Below are 26,431 nucleotides of genomic sequence, written 5' to 3' on the forward strand. Positions count from 1 at the left end.
GAATAGCGTTCGCGGCAGCGTGACGCAGAAATAATCGAGCCGAATAGAAGCTCTGAATATGTGCCAAATATATGCGCCATTTTAATGGCGCTGACATAAGCGTTGACACATTCCGGAGGAGAGAAAAACTTCTCCCGTCAAATGATGATTTTGCAGTCTATTAGATTAGTCCGGCAGGTTATATGACAAGCTTATAAGTGATGATCACCATGCAAACGGCGATTAGGATGACAGCATAGCGGCCAAATCGATTTTGTTTTCCCTGCATCAGGGCAAATCTTTTCAGCGTATCATCATCAAGATGAAGGCCTTCCTGCGCCATTTTATCAGCACCCTTCTGGATGCGTTCGACGCTTCGGACAAGTTCCGGTGTTCTACGGGCAAAAGTAAGGAGCGATTGCGCACCTTCGGTCAAATCTTTTGCCATGCCGATGGGCCCAAGATTTTTTGTAATCCACTCTTTTACAACAGGTTCGGCCGCTTTCCACATATTGAAATGCGGATTAAGCGAACGGGAAACACCTTCCACAACCACCATGGTTTTTTGTAACAGCAAAAGTTCCGGCCGTGTTTGCATGTCGAAAAGTTCGGTCACTTCAAACAGCAGGGTCAGCAGTTTTGCCATGGAAATTGTTTCGGCCGATTGACCGTGGATCGGTTCGCCGATGGCGCGGTTCGCCTGTGCAAAGCTTTCCATATTTTGATGGGGAGGCACATAGCCCGCTTCAAAGTGCACATTGGCAACACGCCGATAATCACGGGTAATAAAGCCATATAAAATTTCGGCAAGAAAACGTTTTTCCTGTTTGCCAAGCCTTCCGGTAATGCCCAAATCGACAGCGACAATACAACCGTCTTTATCTACAAAGAGATTTCCCGGATGCATATCCGCGTGGAAAAAGCCGTCGCGCAATGTGTGTTTCAGGAAGGATTGCATGAGCGTAACGGCAAGAGCATCAAGGTCGAAACCGGCAGCTTTAAGCCCCTCGATATCCGACATTTTGATGCCGTCAATCCATTCCATGGTCAGAACATCACGCCCTGTCCGCTCCCAATCGACTGCGGGAACACGAAAACCTTTGTCATTTTGTGTGTTCTCGGCAATTTCGGAAAGTGCCGCCGCTTCAAGGCGCAAATCCATCTCGATTTTTGTGGTTTGTGCCAATGTGTCAACAACGCTTACCGGCTTTAGCCGTCGGGAAGCCGGCACATAGCGTTCCTGCATTTCGGCTGCAAGATAAAACCCCTCAAGATCTTTGGCAAACCGCCGTCTTACACCGGGGCGGATAACCTTGACGGCCACTTTACGCAGACTCCCGTCGGGGTTCCTCACCGTTGCGGGGTGAACTTGCGCCATCGAGGCGGCTGCAATTGCCGGACCGAACTCGACAAAAAGATCATCTATTTTGCGGCCGAGCGACCCTTCAATTTGGGCAACAGCCTGTTCATGAGGAAAGGTATCGACATGATCTTGTAGTCGCGACAGATCTTTTGCAACTTCCGAGCCGACAATATCAGGACGTGTTGCAAGAAACTGGCCGAGCTTGATATAGGAAGGCCCGAGTTTGTTTATTGCCCGTGACATATTTTCGGAGCGATTGGTTTGTTTACTTCTTTTTCTGGCAAACCAGCCAGCGATACGATGGAAAAACGCCATTGAAGCAGGTAAGCCATCGCTTGGAAGTGCGCTCAGCACACCCTCTCGTGCCAGAACAAAACCGACACGTAAAAGACGTAAGGATGCGGCAAGTTTCGACATTCAAACCTTCCAGCCAGAGTGCATGGCAGCAATGCCACCGGTAAGGTTACGGTAGCTTACATGGGAAAAACCGGCTTCCCGTATCATTGCGGCAAAATCTTCCTGCTTGGGAAATTTGCGGATTGATTCAATAAGGTAGCGGTAAGATTCTTTGTCACCGGCAATCATTTGGCCAACGCGCGGTATGCCCTGAAACGACCAGATGTCATAGAGTTTATCAAGAATCGGCATTTGAACTTCCGAAAATTCCAGACACATAAATCGGCCACCCGGCTTCAAAACGCGATAGGCTTCCGACAAGGCTTTGGCAATGTGGGGAACGTTACGGATGCCGAATGCAATCGTATAAGCATCGAATGTATTGTCTTCAAAGGGCAGTTTTTCTGCATTCGCCTCGACAAAATCAAGATAGGGCAGGAGGCCGTTTTTCTTTGCTCTTTCGCGCCCCACTTCCAGCATGGAACTGTTAATGTCAAGAACCGTTGCATAGGCGTGGCGACCGGACGCTTCAACAATACGGAAAGCAATGTCACCCGTACCACCAGCCACATCGAGAACTTTATACCCGTTAAGATGCGAGGGGTGAAGCCATGCAACAAATGCATCTTTCCACAAGCGGTGCATGCCAACCGACATGACATCATTCATGATGTCATATTTTTTGGCCACAGAATGGAAAACCCCGTTAACCATCGACTGTTTTTCCGATTCGTCGACCTTCTTGAAACCGAATGTTTCTTCCATCCCGCCTTTTGCGCCGACGCGCTCTGTTTCAGCAGTCATATTTGTGACCTTTCAAATTTATACCGTCTTTTTTCTAGCCTAACTTGCCCGTTTAGGGAATGGGCTCTGATGAAAAAGTAGCGCTGCAGACGCTTCGCCCTTTTCATTCCACTTTAATGGTTTTATACGACATATAGAATGCTGTAATGAGGAGAAAAGCCCATGGGTTTAACAATTGTTTCCCACCCTCTTGTCCAACACAAATTGACGATGATGCGTCGCAAAGAAACATCAACTGCCGAATTTCGCCAGCTTGTGCGGGAAACAGCATTCTTGCTCGGCTATGAAGTCACGCGTGATCTGGAGCTTGAAACTGTTCACATCGAAACACCGATGGAAGAAATGGAAGCGCCGATGCTCAAGGGTAAGAAACTCGTTCTTGCCTCGATTTTGAGAGCGGGTGAGGGGCTGCTTTTCGGTATGCTCGATCTTTTACCGTCTGCACGTGTTTGTCATATCGGCCTTTACCGTGATCATAATACACTTGAAGCAGTCGAATATTATTTCAAAGCCCCCGAAGATATTTCCGAGCGTCTGGTTATTGTGGTCGACCCTATGCTTGCAACGGGAAATTCCGCAGTCAAAGCCATTGAACAACTGAAAAAACATGGTGCTAAAGAAATAAGGTTTGTGTGCATATTAAGTGTTGAACAGGGAATCAAACAGTTGCAAAAGGCCCATCCCGATGTCGATATTTTTACCGCATCGGTTGATCGGGCACTTAATCCCGCTTCTTATATTCTTCCCGGTTTGGGCGATGCGGGTGACCGTATGTTCGGGACAAAATAGCACTATTTAAGGCAATAGAGAGTGTAACAAACTTTGTCTGCAGAATATAAAAAAGCACAACAAATGCTTGTTTCATGTTCTGCCATCGCGTCTTTTAATATGCTAATTTCGGTTCTTTCGGGTTTTGTCTTATAATCTCTGAGACAAGGCTTCAATCTTTTGCAAAAACAATGAAACCCGCTTTTTAAAGTAATAGCCCGAATTAAAATACAAATTTTGTTTGCAGTCCCGCCAAGCATTATCAGGTAAAAAGCCGTTACATCTATGAAAATGCTTTTTCATACATATCATTAATAAAAGCCTTGATTGTTCGGTCCGGCTGTCAGAATTCGGGCGGTGATATGCCAGACGGGACCAAGAGTTTTCTTTTTTAAAACGCGGATAAGATTATTCAAGGATTTTTATAGCTACGCGAAAATTGTTCCAGGCAACTTGGCTCGGATGCAAAAGTTCTGATCGGTTAACAATTCTTTTTGCGATTTTTAATCAGTGAGCGGGACTATTGGTAGTGGGGTTGTGGTGAGGCACTACCCTTGCATCGCGTGGAATAAAAACCATATGCAATAAGCGGGTACCAAAAGTTTTATGCAATTTCTGGTGGTACAACGGGTGAACAATACGAATGGAGGATTAAAATATGACAATGAACAAAATTCGCATGATTGCACTTGCTGCTGCCACTGCGACTATTGGTTTTGCCGGTTTTTCAAGCTCGTCTTTTGCAGCAGAAAACGGGCGTATCAGCTGGTCGGCTTTAACCACAAAACTGGAGCAAAGCGGTTTTAAAATTCACGAGCTTGATGAAAAGCACGAAGGCTGGAAAGCCGAAGTTACCGACAAAAACAACCAACGTCTCAAGCTTTATATTGATCGTCAGGGGAATATAACCCGCCAAAAAGTCGATGATTGATTATCGGGCGTAAACGGCGTCTAATTTTGTAACCGGTTTTCCTGAAACATTCGGGAAGCCGGTTTTTTTGACAAGATGAATAGCAACGTCAATATGGCTTATTTCAAAGCCTTCAGGTGGAAGCGGAAGTTTCTGGACGACCGGCTCATGTCCGTAAAGCGCAATTACCTCTCCGTTCTGATAGTAGAAAAAACTGCTGTTACGACAATTGACGATAAAGAACGATTTTTGTCCCGAAGATGCAACGGGTCGAACCAGCCCTGCTTTTGTGAAGTGGTGCAGGGTATTATATATTGTTGCAAGAGAAATATCTTCACCCGAGAAAGCAATGTCTTCATAAAGTTTGCTTGCATCAATCAACCGGTTATTTCTCCCGAAGATATGTGTTGCCACAATTAATCTTTGATGCGTTACACGAAGCCCATATTTTCCCAGTAAAGCCGACAATTGTTTTTCATTTTTTATTTGTCCGGCGTCGGATTGAATGTGCTGTACCTCACCCGTCATAAATTCTCCCCTGAAAGTGCAATGATTGGCCAAAATGCCGGCCAAATCATTTTGTTTAACTGCTAATGATTTGCAGTTGCAATTATAACAATGGTCTGATACGCAGTAAAGTAATTGCAAATGATTTGCAATAAGAAAAATCAGCGAGAGGAATTTTGAAAATGAAACCTGCTTTTTTGCAACAGGTTGGTCTCAAAACAATCATATTTGCGCTCATAGCGATATCTATCAGCGCTTTTTCGACAGCGAGTAGTTATGCAGCCCAGAAATTCAAAGCTGTGACAACATTTACCGTTATCGCCGATATGGCAAAAAATGTTGCAGGAGATGCAGCCGAGGTTCAATCCATAACCAAACCCGGTGCGGAAATTCACGAATATCAGCCGACACCGCAAGACTTGATGCGGGCACAAGGTGCCAATCTTATTTTGTGGAACGGATTGAATCTGGAATTATGGTTCGAGAAATTTTTTGACAATATTCACGATGTGCCGGGTGTTGTCGTTTCAACCGGTGTTGAACCTATGAGCATCAATGAGGGGCCATATAATGGCAAACCCAATCCTCATGCATGGATGTCGCCTACGTCCGCTTTGATCTATGTTGACAATATACGTGATGCATTTGTCAAATATGATCCGGAAAATGCCGAAACCTATAAGCAAAATGCAGAAATTTACAAAGCCAAGATCAGGGCAACAATTGATCCGATCAAGCAAGAACTGTCAAGTTTGCCGGAAGAACGGCGCTGGTTGGTTACAAGTGAAGGTGCTTTCAGTTATCTCGCCCGCGATTTCAATTTGAAAGAACTTTATCTATGGCCGATCAATGCAGACCAGCAAGGCACGCCCCAACAGGTCAAACATGTCATTGATGCTGTGAAGAAACACAATATTCCGGTCGTTTTCTCGGAAAGCACAATTTCGGATGCACCGGCAAAACAGGTAGCCCGTGAAACCGGTGCCAAATATGGTGGTGTGCTCTATGTCGACTCGCTGTCCGAAGCTGACGGCATTGTCCCCACTTACATTGATCTTCTGAAAGTCACGAGTTCCACCATTGCCAAAGGACTAGCCAAATGAACACCCAGATGAATACAGTGGGGATTTCGGCATCACATATTACGGTAACCTACCGTAATGGTCATACGGCGCTTCGCGATTCAAGTTTTGAAACGCCGACCGGTTCTATTACGGCATTGGTTGGTATCAACGGTTCCGGCAAGTCGACGCTTTTCAAAGCCATCATGGGGTTTGTCCGTTTATCGCGCGGCAACATCACTATTTTCGATATGCCGGTGCGTAATGCACTGAAGAAAAATCTTGTTGCTTATGTCCCTCAAGCGGAAGATGTCGATTGGAATTTTCCGGTGCTGGTTGAAGATGTCGTTATGATGGGCCGTTATGGTCACATGAATTTTTTGCGCCAGCCCAAAGATGTCGATTATGCCGCTGTGACAGACGCTTTGCAGCGGGTAAATATGCTGCCCTTCCGCAAACGCCAGATCGGGGAATTGTCCGGCGGGCAAAAGAAACGCGTTTTTCTTGCCCGCGCTATAGCGCAGGAAGCAAAGGTCATTTTACTCGACGAACCTTTTACCGGCGTTGATGTCAAAACCGAAGATCAAATCATCGCATTGCTTAAAGAAATGCGCAAAAGCGGCGCTGTTATGCTTGTTTCCACGCATAATCTTGGCTCGGTGCCGGAATTTTGTGACCGCACGGTTTTGATAAAGGGCACGGTTTTGGGGTATGGCCCGACGTCGGAAATTTTTACCGAAGAAAATCTCACAAAAACCTTTGGTGGCGCATTACGACATCAGGTGGTCACCCCTCAACAAACATCCGCCGGAGTGGATATTGTCAGCGATGACGAAGATCCTCTTGTGCTTTCTCCTTATCAGCAAAAAATGTAACCACAATGATAGACCAGTTTTTGGAACCTTTTTCATATGATTTTATGATAAACGCCATGTGGGTTTCCGCATTGGTGGGCTGCGTTTGTGCTTTTCTTTCCGCTTTTTTGATGCTCAAAGGCTGGTCGCTAATCGGTGATGCACTTTCCCATTCGATCGTTCCCGGTGTTGCCGGAGCCTATATGTTGGGCTTGCCATTTTCTCTGGGTGCGTTTTTTTCAGGTGGGCTTGCTGCCGCTGCCATGCTGTTCTTCAACGAGCGAACAAAATTGAAAGAAGACACGATCATAGGTCTTATTTTTTCATCCTTTTTCGCGCTCGGGCTGTTTATGAAATCGTTAAAGCCGATGGCGGTGAGCATTGATACAATCGTACTCGGCAATATTCTGGCGGTGAGCCCGACAGATATTTTTCAGCTAGCAATGATCGGCGTTATTTCACTCATTATTCTCTCCATCAAATGGAAAGATATGATGGTGACTTTCTTTGACGAAAATCATGCCCGTTCAATCGGTATAAATACCAAGGGGCTGAAAATTTTGTTTTTTGCATTGCTTGCAGCTTCAACAGTTGCCGCCATGCAAACAGTTGGAGCCTTTCTGGTCATTAGTCTTGTGGTCACCCCCGGGGCAACTGCTTATCTGATAACCGACCGTTTCGAGCGCTTGATTGTTCTTTCGGTTATTATCGGAATTCTCACAAGTATCATCGGTGTATATGCAAGTTATCTTATTCATGCGCAGACCGGTGGCGTCATAGTATTGTTGCAGGCGACGCTTTTCGCGCTCGCTTTCATTTTCGCACCCAAACACGGTTTTATCGCTGCACGCTTGCGCGCAAGGAAAGTTCAACAATGATGGACGCACTTTTATTTCCCTTCCAATTTCCTTTTATGATCAGGGGGATGCTGATCACGATGATTGTTGCCATCCCCATGGCGATGCTCTCAAGTTTTTTGATTCTGAAAGGCTGGTCGCTATTGGGCGACGCCATTTCACATGCCGTTTTTCCCGGCGTTGTTGTCGGTTATATGATGACGCCTGCCGCTATGTTTGTTCTGGGACTTTTGCCCTTTGTCGCAATCGAGGCTGTCGACCGGTCCGATGTTACTATGGCAATGATGGCCTTCGGTGCCTTTCTTGCAGGCATGGTTTGTGCTGTTCTCACCGGTTTTTTGGGAGCAAACAGCCGTATCAAGCAAGACACAGTGATGGGGGTGGTGTTTTCCTCAATGTTCGGTTTGGGGCTCGTCTTGGCAACCAGTATAGAAAGCGAACTTCATTTGAATCATATCCTGTTCGGCCATTTGTTGGGTGTCAATTGGTTGGACATTTTGCAAACATTGATCATCTCCTTTTTGGTCACAGCAGTGCTTGGAGCCAAATGGCGCGATTTTTTGCTGTTTTGCTTCGATCCGGTTCAGTCAAAAGCGGTTGGCCTTAATGTCGGCTTTCTTCATTATGCTTTACTCACGATGATTTCCCTTACGATCGTTGCCGCGCTCAAAGCTGTCGGAATTATTCTGGCAATCTCGCTGTTGATAGCTCCGGGTGCAATTGCCTATCTTTTAACCAAACGGTTTTCATATATGTTGTTGATTGCGATACTGATTGCCGTGGCAAGCAGTTTTCTGGGCGTTTATTCAAGTGCTTTTATTGGTTCGGATGCAGCGTCAACGATTGTATTGATCATGACAATACTATTCATAGTGGTATTCTCTGTCATATCATTTGCCATACGTAAAAAAGCACCTACTGCTTGAGTATCGCCGACATTTAGTGATAGAAGCAAAGGTGAATCTTGTCACCGGAGCTCTAAACTCTATGAAACGATATGTGATTAATCTTGACCGTTCAGAGGAGCGCTTAACACATATAAAAAGCGTCTTTACCAAAGAAGGTCTCGATTTTACACGCGTTAAGGCTGTTGATGGGCGCAATTTGTCGCAAGAAGACTATGAACGGTTAACACAAACGTCTATCTGGCCCAAACCATTGACCAAAGCAGAGGTGGCCTGCTTTCTCAGTCATCGTGAATGCTGGCGTTTAATTGCCGAAGGTGATGACCCTTATGGAGCAGTGTTCGAGGATGATGTGAAACTGTCTCCTCATGCATATCTGTTTTTGACAAAATTCGATTGGATTCCGGAAGGTTGCGATATCGTTAAACTCGATACAGCTGAAATCACATGCGTATTGGGAAAATTCAATAAAGAATTGCTTGATGGATATAAGTTGGCGCCGCTCATCACAAAACATTATTGTTCTGGGGGGTATATCATTTCCAAAAGTTGCGCCAAACGACTTTATGACGTGAATACACAGATCAAAGCACCCGTCGATGAAATCATGTATAATCCGGAATGCGGTATTTTCCCCACCCTGAGCATTGAACAAATGTTTCCGGCTGTTGTTATTCAAATCGGCCTTTCCAGTACGATTTTGTCTGAAAGAAAGACAATAAAAGGTCCCAAACATTCGCGAAGAACAATACCGGAAAAAATAAGGCGCGAATTAAAACGGTTTAAAAAACGCTATCTCGTTCCTTGGGCTTTGAAGACGTTCCGTGGCTGTTTCTGGGGCATCGTTCCCTTTCGTTAAAGATAACCATTTGAAAACACAGACTTTTCTATATGCATAACAGCTATGCAATATTGTCTATTGTTGTTCGGGGAGCGTTGAAATATTTTACCTCTCGCTGGATTACTCCTCCTCCCAAATCCAGCAAGTTGAATGCAGCACCTCCTCCTCCCATAGCTGCATTCGGAATCAAAGGCTGCGCATCTCCTCCCGCGCGGCCTTTTTCTTTTCCGATATAATTCTGTTCGGTCCCCCGCTTTTGGGGCGTTGATCAGATCTTTCCTTTATCACTTCACGTTCAAAAAGATTTCGCGCAATTGCTGTTTTCCAATTGAGAGTTCCGTCAATCTATAAGGCTCCGATTCTCACAATCGATACGGCTAATACGCAATCTCCAATAAATGCTACGAAGAAAGAGTATTCTGATCCAGTAAAATTGTTATTTCGAATTCACAATCAGGCGATCAATACCGGAAAAGATTTGAATCATATAATCCAAAATGGGTTTTTTATTTATATTGAATTTAAAATAAAATATTTGATTTATCCGGATATGGTCCGAGATTTTTTTGTCAAGGTAATTGAAACAAAAAAGTGGGCAAAAAATTTAATGTCCAAAAGTTTTGTCTATCAAAATAATGCAAACTGTATATGGTTAACATCCTGTTAATAATCGGAGATTTAATTGAGTGACACGAATGTGATTCGTGCTTGCTGCTTGAACCTGTTGAGTTGAGAGGGAATATGCGCGTGAAATCTATTTTGCTTGCCGCAAGCCTGCTGGCAAGTGCAACACTAGCCGGTTGTACGACTACAGGGGGATCGACATCGCCCCTTTCGGCCTATTCACAAGTAAATGATGGTGGGTTTATTATACCCGCGCTCAAGGCAAACGAGATCAAGCCGGAATTTCGTCGCCAGATCGTTGCTTATCCGACGGATGAGAAACCCGGTACGATTATCATCGATACGGAAGCCAAGTTTCTTTATTACATAATGCCGGATGGGAAAGCCATGCGTTATGGCATCGGGGTCGGGCGTGACGGATTCCGCTGGTCGGGAAATGCAACAATCGGTCGCAAAGCCAAATGGCCTTACTGGGTACCGCCACAGCGTATGCTGGTGCGTCAACCCGAATTGAAGGAATTTGCTGGCGGTATGGGGCCGGGATTGAAAAATCCGCTCGGTGCACGCGCACTTTATCTCTATAAGGATGGTAAAGACAGCATGTTCAGACTACATGGTACGCCTGAATGGTGGACTATAGGCACAAATGTTTCGTCGGGATGCATTCGCCTCATCAATCAGGATATAATCGATCTCTATAATCGGGCCGAAATAGGTGCCAAGGTTATTGTTAAATAAGGATTGACAAATTTTTTTTGAATAGAAGCGCGGGGTTTCCCGCGCTTTTTTATTTTTATGGTGACTTTGGTAAAGGGTCATTGAAAAACCGGATTTGTGAAAATTTTCGTAATGGAAAAGTTCTGGATCATTCGGAGAATGTGGCAATAGAAATCAGGCGGACAAAATTCGCAGAAGCCGAAACCCATAGTTGGTATAACAGTTTTATCGCGAGTGAGAAGGGGCAAGTCATCAGTCGCAATGAACGATTTATCTTGACGGACGAGTTAAGATATAAATTGAAATCAACACCAATACGACAATAGTCGCCACAGCCAACCAAAGAACCGGTTGGGCAATGAGCATAAACGAACAAAAGCCCACAGCCATTCCGCCAACCGCGAGGAATTTGATAAACGGTGATATGACCCCCTGTTCTTCCCATTGCTTGATCGGGGGGCCAAAAACCTTATGACTGTGAAGCCAATTATGAAAACGCGGAGATGAGCGGGCAAAACACCATGACGCGACGAGCAAAAATGGCACCGTCGGCATGATCGGAAGAACAGCTCCGATAAGTCCCAGAACAATCATCAGGCAACCGATCACCAGATAGACAATCCGTAACGGGCCCGGTGTGTTGAATTCTTTCATCTTTTATCTACGCTTGTTGAAAACTCATAGTTGTATAACAAATTGCCCCAAATTAGGTCAACTAATTGATAAAAATGGCAAAAATGCCTTTTCATGGCCATGTGAACAACACAACCACAGGTTATATCAGTTTCTCGTTTAATGACCCGAAACTCTAACCAGTTAGCAGGATATGTGTTTTTTAACCGATAAAAAAAGACTTCTTCCGTTCCTGACAGCAATTTTTGTTGTCTGTTTTTTCAATCAAGGACATGCGAGCTTAAGTCATGGCCATATCAGTCATGGTAGTCAATGTGGTGGTGCATCGTGGTATGCATTGCACTCGAAAACGGCTTCAGGTGAAAAGATGAATCCGTTCGGAATGACAGCCGCGCACAAAACATTACCGCTCGGAAGCAAAATTCGTGTCACCAATAAGTTCAATGGAAAATCCATTATCGTCCGTATTAATGACCGAGGCCCGTTCATTGCCGGACGTATTCTGGATTTGTCCAAGGGTGCAGCCGCCGAGCTTGGTTTTGTACAACATGGACTAACAAATGTCTGTTATGAACGGTTAAGCTGAGATAAACGTAAAAAAGGGGAAGAGCAATCTTCCCCTTTTTTATTCGATCTTTATAGACCCGAATTTTTGAGCGAATGTAAACCGATCGCAAAACCGATCCAGCCCCATCCCTGAAAGATCAGATCGATTGACAGGAACAATCCCAAAACCCATAGCGTATTAGCCGGCCAGCCGGTGGTGATGATAAGACCGGCAACAGCTGTAATGATACCGGCAGCAATAATCCATCCGTGCCCCTTCAATTCCCGGCTCTGAAAGCCGATAATCACACGGATGACACCGGCAACAACAAGCAAAAAGCCAAGTAGAAAAGTAAACACAGCCGCAGCCAAAATCGGTTGCACGAGGCAGACAATGCCGCCAAATGTATAAAGCAGTCCAGCCAGTAGCCAGTAGAAAAAACGCCCCCAACTTTTAACGCTGAAAGCGTGAATGACTTGCACAATGCCGCCTACAAGCATCATAATGCCGATATAAATTGCAACAGCTTCTGTGGCAACAGATAATGTAAATGCTGCTACAATACCGACCAGTAGAAGAATGATTCCAAGAACCAAAAACCAGCCCCATTTCGCCGATAGCTCTCGCGCGCCTTCCAGCGGATTCCAATTATTTGAACTCACGACGGTATTTCCTTTTCAAAAATGACTGTTTCAGAAGAATGCTTTTTATGGCATTGCTCTTTAATTCCGGCAATACCATTTTCGCGTCACCTTTAGCATAGAATATAAAAAAGAAATAACATAGAAATAAAGACGGTTAATCATCTTTGCGGTTATCAACCTGTATAAAGACCGGTGAAAGTACGTAACATATGCATGTGTTTATTGAAAATTATTGGCCGCATATCCTTGCCATATTATCTTTTTTGCTGGGGCTTGGTGCCGCAATCCATGCAACTATGACCAAACAGGAAGTCCGCACCGCGATCGGATGGGTCGGTGTTATCATGCTCTCTCCCATTTTAGGTGCTGTCATTTACGGTATTTTCGGTATCAACCGGATGCATAATAACGTCGTTTATAAACGGCATCGTCACGCTTGGGGAAAAGGCCGCCTGCGTTCCGGTAATTTCGATTGTTCGGATATTTATATTCTAAACCGGTTCGGACGCCTTGCCATGCCGATGAAAAGACTGGGCGATCATGTAACTCCCGGGCGAATGACTTATGGAAATCACCTGACAGTTCTTGATAATGGCGACGAAGCTTATAGTGCAATGCTCGACGCAATCGGTGCAGCAAAACATTCCCTAATCCTTGAATGTTATATTTTTGATCGCGATAGTATGGGAGAGCTTTTCGTTAAAGCCTTGTCGGCAGCGGTGCGTCGTGGCGTCGAAGTGCGCGTTCTTATTGATGCTGTTGGCGCCCGTTATTCAATACCGTCTATCGTGCGCGATTTGCGGCGCGAAAAAGTTCCGGTTGCAGTCTTCAACGGAAATATCATTATCGGTTTGCGGCTGCCTTACGCCAATTTGCGCACGCACCGAAAAATTCTTGTTGTTGACGGGAGCGTTGCTTTTACCGGAGGAATGAATATACGGGCCGGTTTTTCCCAGACATTCAGCGGCGAAAAGACAGCAGATGATACCCATTTTCGTGTAGAAGGTCCTGCTGTTGCCGATATTTTTTCAGTTGCAGCCAATGACTGGGCTTTTGCAACAAAAGAAAATCTGGATACAAAAATCTGGGCTATCCAGCCTGTTCAAAAGGTTTCCGATGAAGATGTCTGTATTCGCATGGTCCCGACAGGTCCTGATCGCTTGATCGAAACCAACCAGCATATGTTGATCGGGGCATTTTCACTCGCTGAAAAGCATATCCATATCATGACACCCTATCTTTTGCCGGATAGGGAATTGATCAGCGCATTGGTCACGGCCGCCCGTCGTGGCGTGGAAGTGGATATTGTTGTTCCCGGAAATAATAATTTGAAACTCGTTGATCGGGCGATGCGTGCGCAGTTCGACCAGCTGTTGCGTGACGGGTGTCGTATTTGGCGTGCGAACGGCCCTTTTAATCATTCCAAACTCATGGCTATCGACAATCAGTGGAGTTATGTCGGCTCGTCAAATCTGGATTCTCGTTCTTTAAGACTCAATTTCGAAATCGATATGGAAATATTCGATGAGTCGCTTGCACGTTATTTGTCAGAAAAAATCATTCGCGAAAGAGAAGACGCCCGCGAGGTAAAATTGGAAAATCTCGTCAATCGTCCCTTTTTGTTGCGTCTCATTGACAAAATTATCTGGTTGGGCTCACCCTATCTTTAGCACGAGAGCGCCCGCATATTTTATCGAATATATAAAACAAAGAGCCCGAGGCGATCAATTTGCGGGTCTCTGCCACACCTTGCATCAGGCGAAAACATTCGGCCAAAGGACAAAAACCGGAGCACGGTAAAAACAGCGGAAAAATTCGATTGTCTTTCAAACCAGCCGTCGGTTTCTTGGCAAAATCTATCTCGTGGTCTGTGCTGTCCGCTCTTTGAGGAGTTTTGTTGCCCCTTCAAGGTCGATTTCCGCCTTGATAGGCAAATGGTCGGAAGCGAGCCTTGCCAATGGCGAATTATGGATTTCTATGTTGGAAACAAGCTCGTGTGGATAAGCAAAAACACGGTCTAGCGCCAGAACCGGAAAACGGGAGGGAAAGCTTGGCAATGTGCCGAGCCGTAAATCAAAGAACGGCGCAAGGCTTTTAAGCGAGGATGTTCTGCCCAATCGCCATTCATTTAAATCGCCAATCATAATTGTCGGCATGATTTCGCGTTTTTCCAGAATGGACAAAATGAGTTTTGCCTGTTGAATTCTAGAATGATGTAATAGCCCGAAATGGGCTGCAACAATACGGATAAGCCCGAGAGGCATGTCAAGTTCAACAATCAGTGCACCACGCGGTTCAACGCCGGGCAGTTTCAGTTGGACAATATCTTTTACCTTACCATTGCGCATGAAAAGCGCATTGCCATGCCAACCAAGCCCTCGTGGAGACATGGTATTGATCGGCACACGTTCCAATCCGGTTTCCGATTTTAAAAGTTCCGGATCAAGCAAGCCTATTCTTTCGCCAAAACGCTTGTCGGCCTCTTGAAAAGCCATAATATCGGCATTGAGCTCGGCAACGACATGTACAATTCGTGCGGGATCAAACACATTGTCAACGCCGACACATTTATGAATATTGTAGGATCCTACAACCATATCATAAGTGTCGCGATCGGCATCTTTTGGACGATGTCCATGGCGGTTGCGGACAGCCTGTAACAATCTGGTCTGGAGCGCTTTTTGATTTAATTGGCTTGGCCAATGGAATTTTTTATTTTTAAGGATATCCATCATTTTTTTCTGAAAGCAGAGTTGCCCCGCTCGAAAGCTTTAACCATAATATGAAGTGACAGCTTTGAAACTACAAGTTAGGTCGCTTGAAGTTGAAAACTAATACCATCTATTTTTTCATTAAACTATGATAAAAGATTTAATTGTTGCGAGAAAAATTGCGTAACCATTTAAAATGGGACAATATCTTCCGTAAACGGTGAAAGACAAAACTATGGCTGATATGAGCGACGATGAAGCAATAATAATCGAAGCTTTTTCACAGAATACTCACAGAAAACATTCAGGACCTGTTGCTTTCAACCGAATTGAACTGAATGCGATATTGCGTGTTTATGGTCAGATGGTTGCCGCCGGTGAATGGCGCGATTATGCGATTGACCATCTTGATGACAGAGCCGTTTTTTCTATATTTCGCCGTACTGCCGAGGTACCGCTTTATCGTGTCGAGAAAAATCCGAAATTGGCGAACCGACAGGGTGCTTACAGCGTCATTGCGGCAAGCGGTTTGATTTTGAAACGTGGCAAAGAACTTCGCAATGTTCTGAAAGTGTTTGACAAAAAACTTTTCAAAATTGTTTGAGCTTTTTTATTGGATTTATCTTCTTTTGAAGAGCATCGGAAAATCGTTGCATTTACCGTTTAAATTCTATCGGAAGCCGCACGCGTTATCGGATAAGCAAATTCCGGCACTTTTAAATTTGCCAAAAGAAAACCCCGTCTCGAAAAAGGCGGGGTTTAAAAATCGTTTTATAGTTCAATTATCAGGAGTTGCGATTCTGACCGAGGAATTGCAACAAGAAAACGAACATATTGATGAAGTCGAGATAGAGTGTCAAAGCACCCATAACAACCTTGCGGCCGCGTGTTTCTTCTGCATCGCCTTCATAATACATAACCTTGATTGTCTGTGTGTCATAAGCGGTAAGACCGGCAAAAATAAGAACACCGATAATCGAGATTGCAAATTGCAATGCGTTCGAGCCAAGGAACAAATTGACGACCATGGCAAGTAAAAGGCCAATCAATCCCATAAACAGGAAAGACCCCATGCCTGTCAGATCGCGCTTTGTTGTGTAACCATAGAGCGAGAGGGCACCAAAAGAAGCCGCAGTGATAAAGAATGTCTGCGTAATGCTTGCAGGTGTATAACGCAAAACGATTGACGAAAGCGACAAACCGACAAGGGCTGCATAGACGAAAAACAATGCGCGCGCCGAACTTGTGCTCAACGACCCGATTTTGAAGCTTAGAAAGAAAACTGCAATGAGCGGAGCAAACATCACAACATAAGCAAACGGTGAATTATAGAAAGTAACACCGAATGATGTGAGATGGACGCCATTGGGTAACATATAAGGTGTCGGATCGCTTGTTGTTGCAAGTGAAGCAATAACAAACGCTGCAATACCTGTTATAACAAGCCCGATTGCCATCGCGTTGTAAACGCCGAGCATATAACTGCGCAGTCCCTGGTCAATGGAAGCATCGGCCTGAGTGACTGTCGTCGGGCGAAAGTTTCTGAAATCAGCCATATAAATAATCCTTTAGCTTGTGTTCCGGACGGTGTCGGAAAATGGCTGGAAAAACTGTCTTCCCCCATTTCAATCCCGGGCGCCGCTGGCGGAACCCCAGCATGCCTAACCGATATTATGGGCATTAATATGATAAATTACAAGTCTTTCATTATTTTCAGCACATTACAATTCTTTAAGAAAACGGGATGGCTTTTCACTCAAAATGTGCCAGGTTCCAATGAGACCAAACCCGATTGTGAGAATAACTGCGGCAAGGACGACCATGACACCCGAGCTGAAGAAAAAATGGGTATTGGTTATCTCCATTTTATAGCGGCCAATCATTGTGCCGGCTATTGTTCCGGCAACAAATGCAAAAACCGCCGTTGCAAGTCCGAGAATTGTATATTCGGCAAGGTAGGCCTTGAGGAGCATTTTGCGGGTTGCGCCCAAGGTTTTCAAGACCACTGCATCATGGATACGTGACCTGTTGGTCGACGAAAGTGTGCCGACAAGGACAAGAATTGCGGCAAGAATTGCGATTGCGGATGATGCACGGATTGCAATACCGATTTCATCAACGATTTTTCTTGCGTCATCAAGAACCTGATGAACCGGTACGACCGTAATTGAAGGGAAACGATTTGCAATGTCGCGCATCAATCCCGCTTCATTGATGCTATGGTTTTTCCCCGCTTTGAAAGTTGCAAGGTAAACATGTGGTGCAGCTTGCAAAGCTTGTGGCGAAAAAATCATCACGAAATTCATATTGAATGAATCCCAATCGACATCACGGAAACTGGTAATGCGGGCTGTTATTTCCCGCCCCGACACATTGACAGTGATGGTATCACCAAGTTTCAAAAACAGCCCGTTTGCTTCCCTTTTGGAAACAGAAACCTCAATTGCATCACTTCTGTCATTTTTCCACCATTGGCCTTCCGAAAGCACGGTGTTTTCCGGCATAGCCGCCGAATAGGTAATATTCCGGTCACCGCGCAACACCCATTCACTGTCTTCTTTTACCTTTCTGTTCTTCACCGGTTCACCGTTTATTTTTGTGATACGGGCGCGCAATGTCGGCATGATCTTGAAACTTCCTGACGGATCCTGATGATGCAAAAAGTTTGAAAAATCGTCTGCATCACTTTTCAGAATATCCATAAAGAAGAAATCGGGAGCCTTTTCGGGAACCGAACCGGACAATTCCGATCTCAAATTGCTGTCGATTGTGGAAAGCGTGACAAGCAGTGTCAAACCGAGCCCGAGTGCTAGAACAACCGAAGGGGTAATGGATTGCGGCCGATAAATATTGGCTATAGCAACGCGCAAAATGGTTGAATGGACATGGGCGCATTTGCGCGCGACAAAAATAATGGACGAGGAAATCGCTCTTAAAACCAGAAAGACAATAATGACCGCGATGATAAATATAAAAGCAAGTTTTTTGTCGGAGGCTGTAGCGATTGCAAGAATTGCGGTTACGAGAAGCAATATTGCTGAAATGAGCAGCGCAGATTTATTCGGTTTTTTGACTGTCGAAATGTCGAAGGGACGAAGAAGTGTGGTTACCGAAATAAAGCCGGCTCGCGATAAAGGCAGTATCGCAAAGGCAGAAACTGTCAATAATGCAAAAATGACTGCAAGGATGAGACTGGTTGGTGAAAAATGCGCATGCCCGAAAAATGGCAAATAGTGACTGATGACAAAACTTGCCACAAAAGGAATGATTGCCGCGAAAACGAGCCCGATCACAATTCCAATCAATGCGATGAGCATGATTTGTGAAAAATAAATTTCTTCAATGAAACGCGAACGCGCACCAAGTGCTTTGAATATGGCGATTACCTTGCGTTTTTTATCCATATAGGCACTGACAGAATTGGCAATGCCAACGCCTCCGACGACGAGCGCAGTAAGCCCGATAAGAGTAAGAAAACTGGTAAAACGTTCGATATTTTTTTGTAAAACAGGAGCAGCATCAACACGGCTGCGGATTGCCCAACCATTTTCCGAATAGTCTTTTTCCTGGTTATTCCGAAGGTTTTCTAAGCTGCTGTCAGACGGATTATCGAGTTTTATTCGATAGACAAAATTATGCAAACTTCCGGGAATGATAAGACCCGTTTCGCGTAAAGCATCAATCGACATAAAAACGCGGGGCCCAAGCTGAAAGCCTTCCGACAAGAGGTCGGGTTCATCCTCGACGACTGCGCGAATCGTAAAGTCACGATCGCCAATTCTAATTTTTTCACCAATGTGAAGCTGGAGCCGGTCAAGCAAAAGTTTCTGGATAACGACACCAAAATCACCAGGGCCACCAGAACCCCTAGAGCGTTTATCATCTTTTCCGAACAATTCGTCGTTTGTGGCTTGAGGCGCGGTTTTCAATTTTCCATAAAGCGGGTAGAAGCTGTCGACAGCCTTAATTTCGACCAATGTGCCATCATTGGTATCCACACGTCGTGCCATAGAGCGCATGAGAATATTTTCGGAAATTTTTCCCTGCGCTTTGAAAAACGCCAATTCTTTGTCATTTGCTTCGCGCTGTGTATGGCTGAAACGAATATCTGCGGCAAGAATTACCTGCCCCTGATTTTTAATTTCATTGCTGATATTTTTTGAAACGCCATCCACCCCGCCAATGGCGGCAACCCCCAATGCAATCAGGCAAAGGAAAATATAAAATCCTTTAAGGCCGCTACGCATTTCTCTCAAACAGAAACGCCATGCCAGACAAAGTTCTTGAAATCTTTTCATGCCGGCATCACGCTTTCATTTTCGATGCGACCGTTTTTTACGTGAATTTGACGTTGACAACGTGCTGCAAGGCCAAGGTCGTGAGTAACAAGCACGGTCGTCAATCCATGTTCTTTTGCGCGTTTGAATATGAGGTCGGCAATTGTTTTACCGGTGTCGGCATCAAGATTACCTGTCGGTTCGTCGGCAACCAATATACGGGGATTGGGGGCGAGTGCGCGGGCAATGGCAACGCGCTGTTGTTCGCCACCTGATAATGTTGCCGGATAATGATGAAGCCGCCCGCCAAGTCCGACGCTCTCAAGTTCTTTTTTTGCAATAACGAAAGCTTCCTTGTTTCCCGCAAGTTCGAGCGGAACGGCCGCGTTTTCCCAAGCCGTCATATTGGGGATAAGTTGGAAGGATTGGAAAACAATGCCGATATTTTGCCCGCGAAAAATCGCTGCTTCATCTTCGCTCATCTTGTCGATGCGCGTATCCGCAATGGTTATTTCACCGCTATCGATTTTTTCAAGTCCGGCAAGCACCATAAGCAATGTCGATTTGCCGGAGCCGGAGGGGCCGACTATACCCACGGTTTCACCTTGATTTATCGTAAGTGACAATTCCTTTAAAACGTGAACGCGCGAGCTTCCTTCACCAAGAGTAAGATCGATATTTTTCAGTTTAACGAGTGAACTTGCCACAAATAACTCCTGTTCTTATGCCATAAGCTGATTTAAAATATAACTATACTTCTCGTAAAGGAATTGAGAAATAATGTTGCGATCATTCATTTGCGCATTTATCGGCCTTTCTTTTGGCTGCATTGCGAGTTTACCTCTATTTGCTGAAGAAAGCGGGCAAATACAGGAACCGGCACGGGAAGACACTGAAACAACAGTTCTTGATGATGATTTGACGCCGCCACGTCCGTTCCAGATTGTCGGCTTTGGCGATAGTCTCATGGCCGGCTATAGGCTCCCCGTCGACAAATCTTTTACCGCCGCCCTTGAAGCGGCCTTGCAGGCAAAAAATTATAATGTTTCAGTCATCAATGCGGGCGTTTCCGGCGATACAACGACAGGCGGGCGTGAACGTCTTGACTGGTCGGTACCCGAACAAACGGGTCTTGTCATTCTGGAGCTTGGTGCCAATGACATGTTGCGCGGCATAGACCCGAAAGTTACGGAAGAAAATCTCGATTTCATGTTGTCACGATTGAAAGAGCGCAAAATTCCGGTCATATTTGTCGGTATGAAAAGCGCTCCCAATTATGGCAAGGAAAAAGCGCAGCAATTCGAGTCGATCTATCAACGTCTTGCCGATAAATATCATGTCACCTTCTATCCTTTCTTTCTGGATGGCGTAGCAGGGCATCCGGATCTTCAATTGGATGATGGCAAACATCCCAATGAAAAAGGCGTTGCTATCATTGTCGAAAAAATGTTGCCGATGATTGAAAAGACATTGAATGAATTGGGCGTTCATCACCAATAATTTGGCATGAGTAAACAGGCATCGATAAAATCTGGTCTCTAGCATTAGGACAAACAAGTGAATTACCGGTAAGTGTGTTTGTAAATTGTGTTATTCAAGGCTCGTATCAATCAAAAGATAAGAGCAAAACAGGAACTGGCGGGTAGGAATTCAAAAAGGAACAAGTAAACTTTCTCGTTATGCCGATTATCAATCTTCATAAAGAACATCCATTGGACGACGGGCGCCAATCAGAAAAAGCCCTGATGGTTCGCCACGGCGTTCAAAGACTTTTTTTGCGACTGGGTATTCCCGTTTTAAGCGAGTTGCCACTTGCCGACGGAAGGCGGGCCGACCTTGTAGGAATCACACGTAAAGGCGAGGTGATTATTGTCGAGATCAAATCTTCGATAGGCGATTTGAAAGCCGATCATAAATGGCCGGATTATCGTAGCCATTGCGACCGCCTCTATTTCGCCAGCCACAACGAAGTCCCGATGGAACTTTTTCCTGAAGATTGCGGGTTTATTCTGGCAGATGGTTTTGACGGCTATATTATGCGGGAGGCGCCGGAACACCGTATGTCGGCAGCAACACGCAAAGCCGTTATGTTGCGCTTTTCAAGGGTTGCAGCGCGAAGACTTACCCGGGCCGAACTCGAAGGGTTTGATCTTGCGGGCGATGATGACGAAAAGGCCGGATGAATTCACGGGAAATCTGAAATCCGGCCGTTTACACCTCATAGTAATTCTATAGGATTCTCGGACAATTCCGGACATTCTTGGTGACAAGTTTTCGGCAAAAGATTGGGTGTCGGAATAAACGGCATTTATCAGAGCGGCACCGGTATCAGAGCGGCACCGGTATCAGAGCAGCACCGGCGCAAAAGTGCCAAGCGGCATTCCGGTTTTTCGTCACGATAATTTAATTTCAGCGCGGTGCACGCTTTGCCAGAATGCGTTGCAAGGTGCGCCGATGCATGTTGAGCCTGCGTGCCGTTTCAGAAACATTGCGGTCACACATTTCGTAGACGCGTTGAATGTGCTCCCAGCGTACCCGATCTGCCGACATCGGATTTTCGGGAACGGGAGCTTTTTCACCGGCATGGCGGGTGAGGGCTCCGAATATGTCATCGGCATCGGCAGGCTTCGAGAGATAGTCGATTGCCCCGAGTTTCACAGCATTGACAGCAGAGGCAATATTGCCATAGCCGGTCAATACAATCATATGGGTGTCGGGGCGGATTTTGCGAATTTCTTCAATGACATCAAGACCATTGCCATCGCCCAATTTCAGATCGACCACAGCATAAGCCGGTGGACTATGGCGTACATTGGCAATCCCGTCCTGCACTGATTCGGCCGTCGTCACGGTGAAGCCACGTGCTTCCATAGCGCGCGCCAAACGATGAAGAAACGGCTTGTCGTCGTCAACCAGAAGCAATGAAGCGTCAGCTCCGATTGCGTCCTGATCATGTGCAGTATCAGTCATGCAATGTCCTTTATCCGGTCGTTTTGAAAATGTACCTTCTGGTTGTCAACATTAGCCTTGACTGCGACAAAATGTCAAATCATCTAGGACTTGGTTAAGCCCTTTCTGCTCCACGCCAGATAAACCTCTGCACCGAACTGTTTTTTCGGACTATTTCTGAAACGCAAGACTGCTCCCGATCTTTCGAGAAGCGTTTTGGCAATAAACAATCCAAGCCCCAATCCTCCGCCCTGACTATCTGTATGACGGCTCGTGGTATAGGGTTCGCCGATACGATCGAGAATAGACGGGTCGTAACCATGGCCATCGTCAATAATGGTGAAGGCTACATATTTTTCATTCCATTTATATTGGATGATGACTTTGCTGCGCGCAAAATCAACGGCATTTTCCAATAGATTGCCAAGGCCATAAAGTATGCCGGGGTTTCGTGGAAAAACCGGTTCTTTGCCAATCGTCTCACCCTTTTCGATAACAATATCGATGCCGAATTCGCGAAGCGGTTCCGAAACTTCTTCTAGAAGTTCCAGAAGAGTGAGATGTGAAAGATGTTCTTCACCTTCGCTGGAAAGTGTTGTCAAACGTTTCAATATATTCCGGCACCGCTCTGTCTGGCTTAACAGAAGGCTCAAATCATCGCCGATTTCCGGATCATCCTTTAATCCGTTATACATTTCCTTGACGACAAGCTGGATTGTTGCAAGCGGAGTACCGAGTTCGTGGGCCGCAGCCGCAGCAAGGCCATCCAGTTCGGATAGATGTTTTTCGTGCTGCATAATGAGTTCGGTTGCGCTCAATGCATCGGCGAGACTTCGGGTTTCTTCTGCAACCCTATAGCCATAGGTCGTCGTAAATATGAGAGAGGAAACAATTGCCGTCCAGATACCGTCAACAAGAAGCCTTGGCGTTTCAATTGTTCGTCCGGAATACCAGGGTAAAGGTTCCGAATAAGTCGAGAGAAAACTTGCCAGAATGATAACGAGCAGATTGAGAAAGATAATGTGTTTTCCGGGTAGAGATGTTGCAGATATGACCGCCGGAGCAATCAATAAAACCGAGAAGGGGTTTTGCAAACCGCCTGTCAGATAAAGCAAAGCGGCATATTGCAAAATATCGACCCCCAGAATGGCCGTAGCAACATTGGAAGATAGCCGGTCATTGATCGAATAAAAGAATGTCAGAAAAATATTGAGCCAGATGGATGCACCGATCAATATTGCGCAGGGGACAATCGGGAATTTGAATCCGAGATAGACGGAAACAAAAGCAATCGTTATCGTCTGGCTGAAAATTGCAAGCCAGCGGATGCGAATAAGCGTTGTCGAACGCAAGCGGCGCGAATAGGTGGATGTGCGTCGAAAAAATTCCTTTTCCATCAATTTTGCCCTTGCCAATTTTGCCTTTGCGAAGTGAGCTTGTCTCTTTATTCGGAAAACCGGTTAAACGAAACAATGTTCTTTCATCATGTTTAAAGCCGATATTCGGCTTCATTTCAACTGCCGCGCGGTTTTGCACGCCGCGTCGGGAGTGCAGAAAGCGGATCTTCCGGCCACGGGTGTTTCGGATAGCGCCCGCGCATTTCAGCTCTTACATCCGCCCATGAACCGCGCCAGAAGCCCGGAAGATCACGCGTGATTTGTATTGGCCGGTGGGAAGGGGAAAGAAGTTCGAGAACAAGCGGTATATGCCCATCGGCAATGGAAGGATGTTGACTTAACCCGAATAATTCCTGAACGCGAACAGAAATGAGTGGTGCTTCCCCTTCATAATTGATCGGAATGTGAGACCCTGTCGGTACGGTAAAATGGGTCGGGGCTTTTTTGTCTATTTCGTTTTGAAGCTGATAAGGAACAAGAGATATAAGCCCATTATAAATGACTTTCCCGCTTATTGTATCAATCCGTGCTTCTCCGTGAAGAAACGGCAACAGCCAGTTGTCGAGCTTTTTCAAAAGTTCTTCATCCGACATATCAGGCCATGGTTCGCCCAAACCGCGGTGTAACCATTGAAGACGGTGTCTTAATGCAACGGTTTCTTTTGTCCATGGGAGGAGATCAAGCCCGTAATGCCTTATAGCCTTGATCACAACATGATCGGCTTCTTCACCGGAGGGGAGGGGAAGCGGTTTTTCGCTAAAATTGATTGCTCCAAGTTTTTGAATTTCTCGTGCTCGGAAAGAACGCGATTGCACATCGAAAGCAAGATCTCTGTGGCGTTCTATTTTATCAGCCAGAACATTGCGGATTGTTTCTTCGTCGATTTCTGCGGCGGCAAGAACACGCGCTTCTTCGGCTTTTCCCATCATATCGGCAACCACCAGATAATCTGCTTTGAAAAAGCGTGAAAATTCATCAACGGCAACACCTCTTCCATTGGCAAGCAAAAAACGTCCCTTATTGCCCCTTGCTTTTGCAACGCGGTCAGGCCAAGCAAAAAGAAGGAGCCGCCCTGCTTGATCGACAGAAAGTGCGGCCGAATTTTCAAACCCGACTTTGCTTACGGGCCGGCTATCGAGTGATTGTCTGTTAACAAGGCGTTGAACGAGCAAGCGCGCTTTTTTCGCCCTGTCGGATTTGTCAGTGCGGAATTTTTCAATTCTGCGCCCGATATCGTTGTCGTTTCCGCCAAGTCCCCGTTCGGTCAATATAACGGCAATCTCGCTTGCCAAACGGGTCTCTTCTATGGTTTTTGTTTTGATAAGCATGGCAGAAAGACGCACCGGCAAAGCCGTTTCACGCATCTTTTTGCCGATTGGTGTGATGCGGCCGGTTTCATCAATTGCATCAAGTTTTTTTAAAAGTTCGCGCGCTTCAACAATTTGAGGTTTTGGCGGCGGGTCAAGAAAGACAAGCTTTGATAAATCGGTAATTCCGAAGGCAGCACTATCAAGCACAAGGTTGGAAAGATCGGCTGAAAATATTTCAGGGGTCTGGAAATCCTGAAGCGATGAGGTTTGTCCTTCGTGCCAAAGGCGCACAGCAATGCCACGCGCTGTTCTCCCCGCACGGCCGGCGCGCTGGTCGACCGAAGCGCGTGAAGCTCTCACTGTTTCAAGTCTTGTAACGCCTGTTGACGGTTCAAAAACCGGCACACGCGAAAGCCCGCTATCAATAACAACGCCGATACCGTCAATAGTAAGCGACGTTTCGGCAATGGAGGTTGCAAGAACAACTTTACGGTGCCCCTGATCAGCGGGTTTGATTGCTATATCCTGTTCTTTGATGTCCATTGCTCCGTAAAGAGGCGCAATAATAGTATTTTTATCAACCGTGTCGGCAAGCAATTGTGCGGTTTTTTTTATTTCTCTTTGTCCGGGAAGAAAGGCGAGAATACTTTCAGGCTGTGACGACAACCAGTGGCGGATGGCTTTTGCCATAGCTTCTTCGATAGAGTCTGTGGCCTTTCGTGGTTGATAGACAATATCGACGGGAAAGCTTCGCCCTTTTGATTCAATGAGAGGTGCTCCCCGAAGGACTTTTGCAATTCTTGCTCCATCAAGTGTTGCCGACATGACAAGAATTTTTAAATCGGGGCGCAACCCCTCCATGATATCAAGCGTCAATGCCAAACCGAAATCGGCATCAAGACTGCGTTCATGAAATTCGTCAAACAAAACGGCTGCCACTGACGATAGTTCGGGATCGTCGAGAACCATGCGTGAATATACGCCCTCGGTCACCACAACAATGCGTGTGCTTTTGGAGATTTTTTTATCAAAGCGCATGAGATAGCCGACAGTCTCACCGACTTTTTCACCAAGGCGGGATGCCATTTGTCGTGCTGCAGCGCGCGCCGCCAAGCGCCTGGGCTCAAGCAGGATGAGTTTTTTGTTTTTGCACCAGTCCTGTTTTAACAGATGAAGTGGCACGAGTGTGGTTTTTCCAGCACCCGGCGGGGCAACGAGAACAGCTTTACCATGCGAACCGAGAGCTTTGTCGAGCTCGGGAAGTGCTTCGGTAACTAAAAGGCTTGTGTTGTCTGCGGTCATAAGGTGTTTGTGGATAATTGTTGGCTGATCTTGAATGTGAATAAAAGAAATAGACTTTCGCATATGAAATGCCAA

Annotated in this window: 25 protein-coding genes; 13 read left to right on the forward strand and 12 right to left on the reverse strand. The window is 45.8% G+C overall.

Annotation, left to right across the window (positions count from 1 at the left end; genetic code table 11):
* Positions 1-178: 178 nt before the first annotated feature.
* Positions 179-1,759, reverse strand: a complete 1,581-nt coding sequence (gene ubiB / locus H3S82_RS02340; protein ID WP_198233247.1) for a 2-polyprenylphenol 6-hydroxylase — start codon at positions 1,757-1,759, stop codon at positions 179-181.
* A complete protein-coding gene (gene ubiE / locus H3S82_RS02345) occupies positions 1,760-2,542 on the reverse strand; it encodes a bifunctional demethylmenaquinone methyltransferase/2-methoxy-6-polyprenyl-1,4-benzoquinol methylase UbiE (RefSeq protein WP_198233248.1) in 783 nt (260 codons plus the stop codon).
* Between the two features lie 162 nt (positions 2,543-2,704).
* Here ubiE and upp point away from each other — a divergent pair, with 162 nt between their 5' ends.
* Together upp and H3S82_RS02355 are read left to right on the forward strand one after the other, a co-directional pair.
* Positions 2,705-3,331 (forward strand): uracil phosphoribosyltransferase, encoded by a 627-nt coding sequence (upp, locus tag H3S82_RS02350; protein ID WP_075869670.1) that lies wholly within the window; start codon positions 2,705-2,707, stop codon positions 3,329-3,331.
* Positions 3,332-3,968: 637 nt separating this feature from the next.
* Positions 3,969-4,241, forward strand: a complete 273-nt coding sequence (locus tag H3S82_RS02355) for a PepSY domain-containing protein (RefSeq protein WP_198233249.1) — start codon at positions 3,969-3,971, stop codon at positions 4,239-4,241.
* Here H3S82_RS02355 and H3S82_RS02360 read toward each other — a convergent pair whose 3' ends face one another.
* A complete protein-coding gene (locus H3S82_RS02360; protein ID WP_198225411.1) occupies positions 4,242-4,748 on the reverse strand; it encodes a Fur family transcriptional regulator in 507 nt (168 codons plus the stop codon). It lies immediately after the preceding gene.
* A gap of 161 nt (positions 4,749-4,909) precedes the next feature.
* Here H3S82_RS02360 and H3S82_RS02365 point away from each other — a divergent pair, with 161 nt between their 5' ends.
* The 6 genes from H3S82_RS02365 to H3S82_RS02390 all read left to right on the forward strand — a co-directional run bounded on the left by H3S82_RS02365 (position 4,910) and on the right by H3S82_RS02390 (position 10,607).
* A complete protein-coding gene (locus tag H3S82_RS02365; RefSeq protein ID WP_077969993.1) occupies positions 4,910-5,830 on the forward strand; it encodes a metal ABC transporter substrate-binding protein in 921 nt (306 codons plus the stop codon).
* Positions 5,827-6,663, forward strand: a complete 837-nt coding sequence (locus H3S82_RS02370) for a manganese/iron ABC transporter ATP-binding protein (protein WP_370541201.1) — start codon at positions 5,827-5,829, stop codon at positions 6,661-6,663. Before H3S82_RS02365 ends, H3S82_RS02370 begins: the two co-directional genes overlap by 4 nt.
* A 5-nt stretch (positions 6,664-6,668) precedes the next feature.
* Positions 6,669-7,520: a metal ABC transporter permease gene (locus H3S82_RS02375; protein WP_077969995.1), complete on the forward strand. Its 852-nt coding sequence runs from the start codon at positions 6,669-6,671 to the stop codon at positions 7,518-7,520.
* A complete protein-coding gene (locus tag H3S82_RS02380; protein WP_198233250.1) occupies positions 7,517-8,425 on the forward strand; it encodes a metal ABC transporter permease in 909 nt (302 codons plus the stop codon). The genes H3S82_RS02375 and H3S82_RS02380 overlap by 4 nt, the downstream gene beginning before the upstream one ends.
* A gap of 61 nt (positions 8,426-8,486) precedes the next feature.
* A complete protein-coding gene (locus tag H3S82_RS02385; protein ID WP_198233251.1) occupies positions 8,487-9,263 on the forward strand; it encodes a glycosyltransferase family 25 protein in 777 nt (258 codons plus the stop codon).
* A 723-nt stretch (positions 9,264-9,986) separates the two neighbouring features.
* A complete protein-coding gene (locus H3S82_RS02390) occupies positions 9,987-10,607 on the forward strand; it encodes a L,D-transpeptidase (protein WP_077970002.1) in 621 nt (206 codons plus the stop codon).
* 249 nt (positions 10,608-10,856) lie between these two features.
* Here H3S82_RS02390 and H3S82_RS02395 read toward each other — a convergent pair whose 3' ends face one another.
* Positions 10,857-11,240, reverse strand: a complete 384-nt coding sequence (locus tag H3S82_RS02395) for a YbaN family protein (protein ID WP_198225407.1) — start codon at positions 11,238-11,240, stop codon at positions 10,857-10,859.
* Between the two features lie 172 nt (positions 11,241-11,412).
* Between H3S82_RS02395 and H3S82_RS02400 the strand changes: the two genes are divergently transcribed.
* Entirely contained in the window at positions 11,413-11,805 is a 393-nt protein-coding gene (locus tag H3S82_RS02400; protein WP_198225406.1) for a septal ring lytic transglycosylase RlpA family protein, read from the forward strand.
* A gap of 50 nt (positions 11,806-11,855) precedes the next feature.
* Here the strand turns inward: H3S82_RS02400 and H3S82_RS02405 are convergent, their stop codons facing one another.
* A complete protein-coding gene (locus H3S82_RS02405; protein ID WP_198233252.1) occupies positions 11,856-12,428 on the reverse strand; it encodes an HdeD family acid-resistance protein in 573 nt (190 codons plus the stop codon).
* 191 nt (positions 12,429-12,619) lie between these two features.
* On the opposite strand from H3S82_RS02405, the gene H3S82_RS02410 reads away from it, so the two are divergent.
* Positions 12,620-14,080 (forward strand): phospholipase D-like domain-containing protein, encoded by a 1,461-nt coding sequence (locus H3S82_RS02410; protein WP_198233253.1) that lies wholly within the window; start codon positions 12,620-12,622, stop codon positions 14,078-14,080.
* Between the two features lie 186 nt (positions 14,081-14,266).
* Here the strand turns inward: H3S82_RS02410 and H3S82_RS02415 are convergent, their stop codons facing one another.
* Complete coding sequence (locus tag H3S82_RS02415) at positions 14,267-15,145, reverse strand: endonuclease/exonuclease/phosphatase family protein (protein WP_198225404.1); 879 nt, start codon at positions 15,143-15,145, stop codon at positions 14,267-14,269.
* A 220-nt stretch (positions 15,146-15,365) separates the two neighbouring features.
* Between H3S82_RS02415 and H3S82_RS02420 the strand changes: the two genes are divergently transcribed.
* Positions 15,366-15,725 (forward strand): DUF2794 domain-containing protein, encoded by a 360-nt coding sequence (locus H3S82_RS02420; RefSeq protein ID WP_077973394.1) that lies wholly within the window; start codon positions 15,366-15,368, stop codon positions 15,723-15,725.
* Between the two features lie 181 nt (positions 15,726-15,906).
* Here the strand turns inward: H3S82_RS02420 and H3S82_RS02425 are convergent, their stop codons facing one another.
* From H3S82_RS02425 to H3S82_RS02435, 3 genes are all read right to left on the reverse strand, one after another.
* Positions 15,907-16,677 carry a Bax inhibitor-1/YccA family protein gene (locus H3S82_RS02425; protein WP_198233254.1) on the reverse strand — a complete coding sequence of 257 codons (771 nt, stop codon included), beginning with the start codon at positions 16,675-16,677 and terminating at the stop codon, positions 15,907-15,909.
* A 165-nt stretch (positions 16,678-16,842) separates the two neighbouring features.
* A complete protein-coding gene (locus H3S82_RS02430) occupies positions 16,843-19,419 on the reverse strand; it encodes an ABC transporter permease (RefSeq protein ID WP_198237105.1) in 2,577 nt (858 codons plus the stop codon).
* Positions 19,416-20,105: an ABC transporter ATP-binding protein gene (locus H3S82_RS02435; protein WP_198233256.1), complete on the reverse strand. Its 690-nt coding sequence runs from the start codon at positions 20,103-20,105 to the stop codon at positions 19,416-19,418. The genes H3S82_RS02430 and H3S82_RS02435 overlap by 4 nt, the downstream gene beginning before the upstream one ends.
* Before the next feature lie 73 nt (positions 20,106-20,178).
* Here H3S82_RS02435 and H3S82_RS02440 point away from each other — a divergent pair, with 73 nt between their 5' ends.
* On the forward strand, positions 20,179-20,898 hold the full coding sequence (locus tag H3S82_RS02440; RefSeq protein ID WP_198233257.1) for an arylesterase: 720 nt from the start codon (positions 20,179-20,181) through the stop codon (positions 20,896-20,898).
* 179 nt (positions 20,899-21,077) lie between these two features.
* Positions 21,078-21,581: an MmcB family DNA repair protein gene (locus H3S82_RS02445; protein ID WP_077970018.1), complete on the forward strand. Its 504-nt coding sequence runs from the start codon at positions 21,078-21,080 to the stop codon at positions 21,579-21,581.
* A gap of 226 nt (positions 21,582-21,807) precedes the next feature.
* Here H3S82_RS02445 and H3S82_RS02450 read toward each other — a convergent pair whose 3' ends face one another.
* The 3 genes from H3S82_RS02450 to hrpB all read right to left on the reverse strand — a co-directional run bounded on the left by H3S82_RS02450 (position 21,808) and on the right by hrpB (position 26,356).
* Complete coding sequence (locus H3S82_RS02450; protein WP_077970019.1) at positions 21,808-22,368, reverse strand: ActR/PrrA/RegA family redox response regulator transcription factor; 561 nt, start codon at positions 22,366-22,368, stop codon at positions 21,808-21,810.
* A gap of 83 nt (positions 22,369-22,451) precedes the next feature.
* A complete protein-coding gene (locus H3S82_RS02455; protein ID WP_198233534.1) occupies positions 22,452-23,744 on the reverse strand; it encodes an ActS/PrrB/RegB family redox-sensitive histidine kinase in 1,293 nt (430 codons plus the stop codon).
* Positions 23,745-23,860: 116 nt separating this feature from the next.
* Positions 23,861-26,356: an ATP-dependent helicase HrpB gene (gene hrpB, locus H3S82_RS02460; protein ID WP_198237151.1), complete on the reverse strand. Its 2,496-nt coding sequence runs from the start codon at positions 26,354-26,356 to the stop codon at positions 23,861-23,863.
* Positions 26,357-26,431: the final 75 nt, after the last annotated feature.

Origin of the sequence: Bartonella sp. M0192 (assembly GCF_016102305.1) — a bacterium.
Classification (GTDB): domain Bacteria; phylum Pseudomonadota; class Alphaproteobacteria; order Rhizobiales; family Rhizobiaceae; genus Bartonella; species Bartonella apihabitans.

Bases quoted from the DNA above. Each gene is read 5' to 3' on its own strand.
- hrpB (WP_198237151.1), bottom strand. From the start codon at position 26,356: ATGACCGCAGACAACACAAGCCTTTTAGTTACCGAAGCACTTCCCGAG.
- H3S82_RS02425 (WP_198233254.1), bottom strand. From the start codon at position 16,677: ATGGCTGATTTCAGAAACTTTCGCCCGACGACAGTCACTCAGGCCGAT.
- H3S82_RS02430 (WP_198237105.1), bottom strand. From the start codon at position 19,419: ATGAAAAGATTTCAAGAACTTTGTCTGGCATGGCGTTTCTGTTTGAGA.
- H3S82_RS02375 (WP_077969995.1), top strand. From the start codon at position 6,669: ATGATAGACCAGTTTTTGGAACCTTTTTCATATGATTTTATGATAAAC.
- H3S82_RS02445 (WP_077970018.1), top strand. From the start codon at position 21,078: ATGCCGATTATCAATCTTCATAAAGAACATCCATTGGACGACGGGCGC.
- H3S82_RS02370 (WP_370541201.1), top strand. From the start codon at position 5,827: ATGAACACCCAGATGAATACAGTGGGGATTTCGGCATCACATATTACG.
- H3S82_RS02420 (WP_077973394.1), top strand. From the start codon at position 15,366: ATGAGCGACGATGAAGCAATAATAATCGAAGCTTTTTCACAGAATACT.
- H3S82_RS02355 (WP_198233249.1), top strand. From the start codon at position 3,969: ATGACAATGAACAAAATTCGCATGATTGCACTTGCTGCTGCCACTGCG.
- H3S82_RS02365 (WP_077969993.1), top strand. From the start codon at position 4,910: ATGAAACCTGCTTTTTTGCAACAGGTTGGTCTCAAAACAATCATATTT.
- H3S82_RS02380 (WP_198233250.1), top strand. From the start codon at position 7,517: ATGATGGACGCACTTTTATTTCCCTTCCAATTTCCTTTTATGATCAGG.
- ubiE (WP_198233248.1), bottom strand. From the start codon at position 2,542: ATGACTGCTGAAACAGAGCGCGTCGGCGCAAAAGGCGGGATGGAAGAA.
- H3S82_RS02455 (WP_198233534.1), bottom strand. From the start codon at position 23,744: ATGGAAAAGGAATTTTTTCGACGCACATCCACCTATTCGCGCCGCTTG.
- H3S82_RS02415 (WP_198225404.1), bottom strand. From the start codon at position 15,145: ATGATGGATATCCTTAAAAATAAAAAATTCCATTGGCCAAGCCAATTA.
- H3S82_RS02390 (WP_077970002.1), top strand. From the start codon at position 9,987: ATGCGCGTGAAATCTATTTTGCTTGCCGCAAGCCTGCTGGCAAGTGCA.
- H3S82_RS02450 (WP_077970019.1), bottom strand. From the start codon at position 22,368: ATGACTGATACTGCACATGATCAGGACGCAATCGGAGCTGACGCTTCA.
- H3S82_RS02400 (WP_198225406.1), top strand. From the start codon at position 11,413: ATGTGTTTTTTAACCGATAAAAAAAGACTTCTTCCGTTCCTGACAGCA.
- H3S82_RS02360 (WP_198225411.1), bottom strand. From the start codon at position 4,748: ATGACGGGTGAGGTACAGCACATTCAATCCGACGCCGGACAAATAAAA.
- upp (WP_075869670.1), top strand. From the start codon at position 2,705: ATGGGTTTAACAATTGTTTCCCACCCTCTTGTCCAACACAAATTGACG.
- H3S82_RS02410 (WP_198233253.1), top strand. From the start codon at position 12,620: ATGCATGTGTTTATTGAAAATTATTGGCCGCATATCCTTGCCATATTA.
- H3S82_RS02395 (WP_198225407.1), bottom strand. From the start codon at position 11,240: ATGAAAGAATTCAACACACCGGGCCCGTTACGGATTGTCTATCTGGTG.
- ubiB (WP_198233247.1), bottom strand. From the start codon at position 1,759: ATGTCGAAACTTGCCGCATCCTTACGTCTTTTACGTGTCGGTTTTGTT.
- H3S82_RS02440 (WP_198233257.1), top strand. From the start codon at position 20,179: ATGTTGCGATCATTCATTTGCGCATTTATCGGCCTTTCTTTTGGCTGC.
- H3S82_RS02385 (WP_198233251.1), top strand. From the start codon at position 8,487: ATGAAACGATATGTGATTAATCTTGACCGTTCAGAGGAGCGCTTAACA.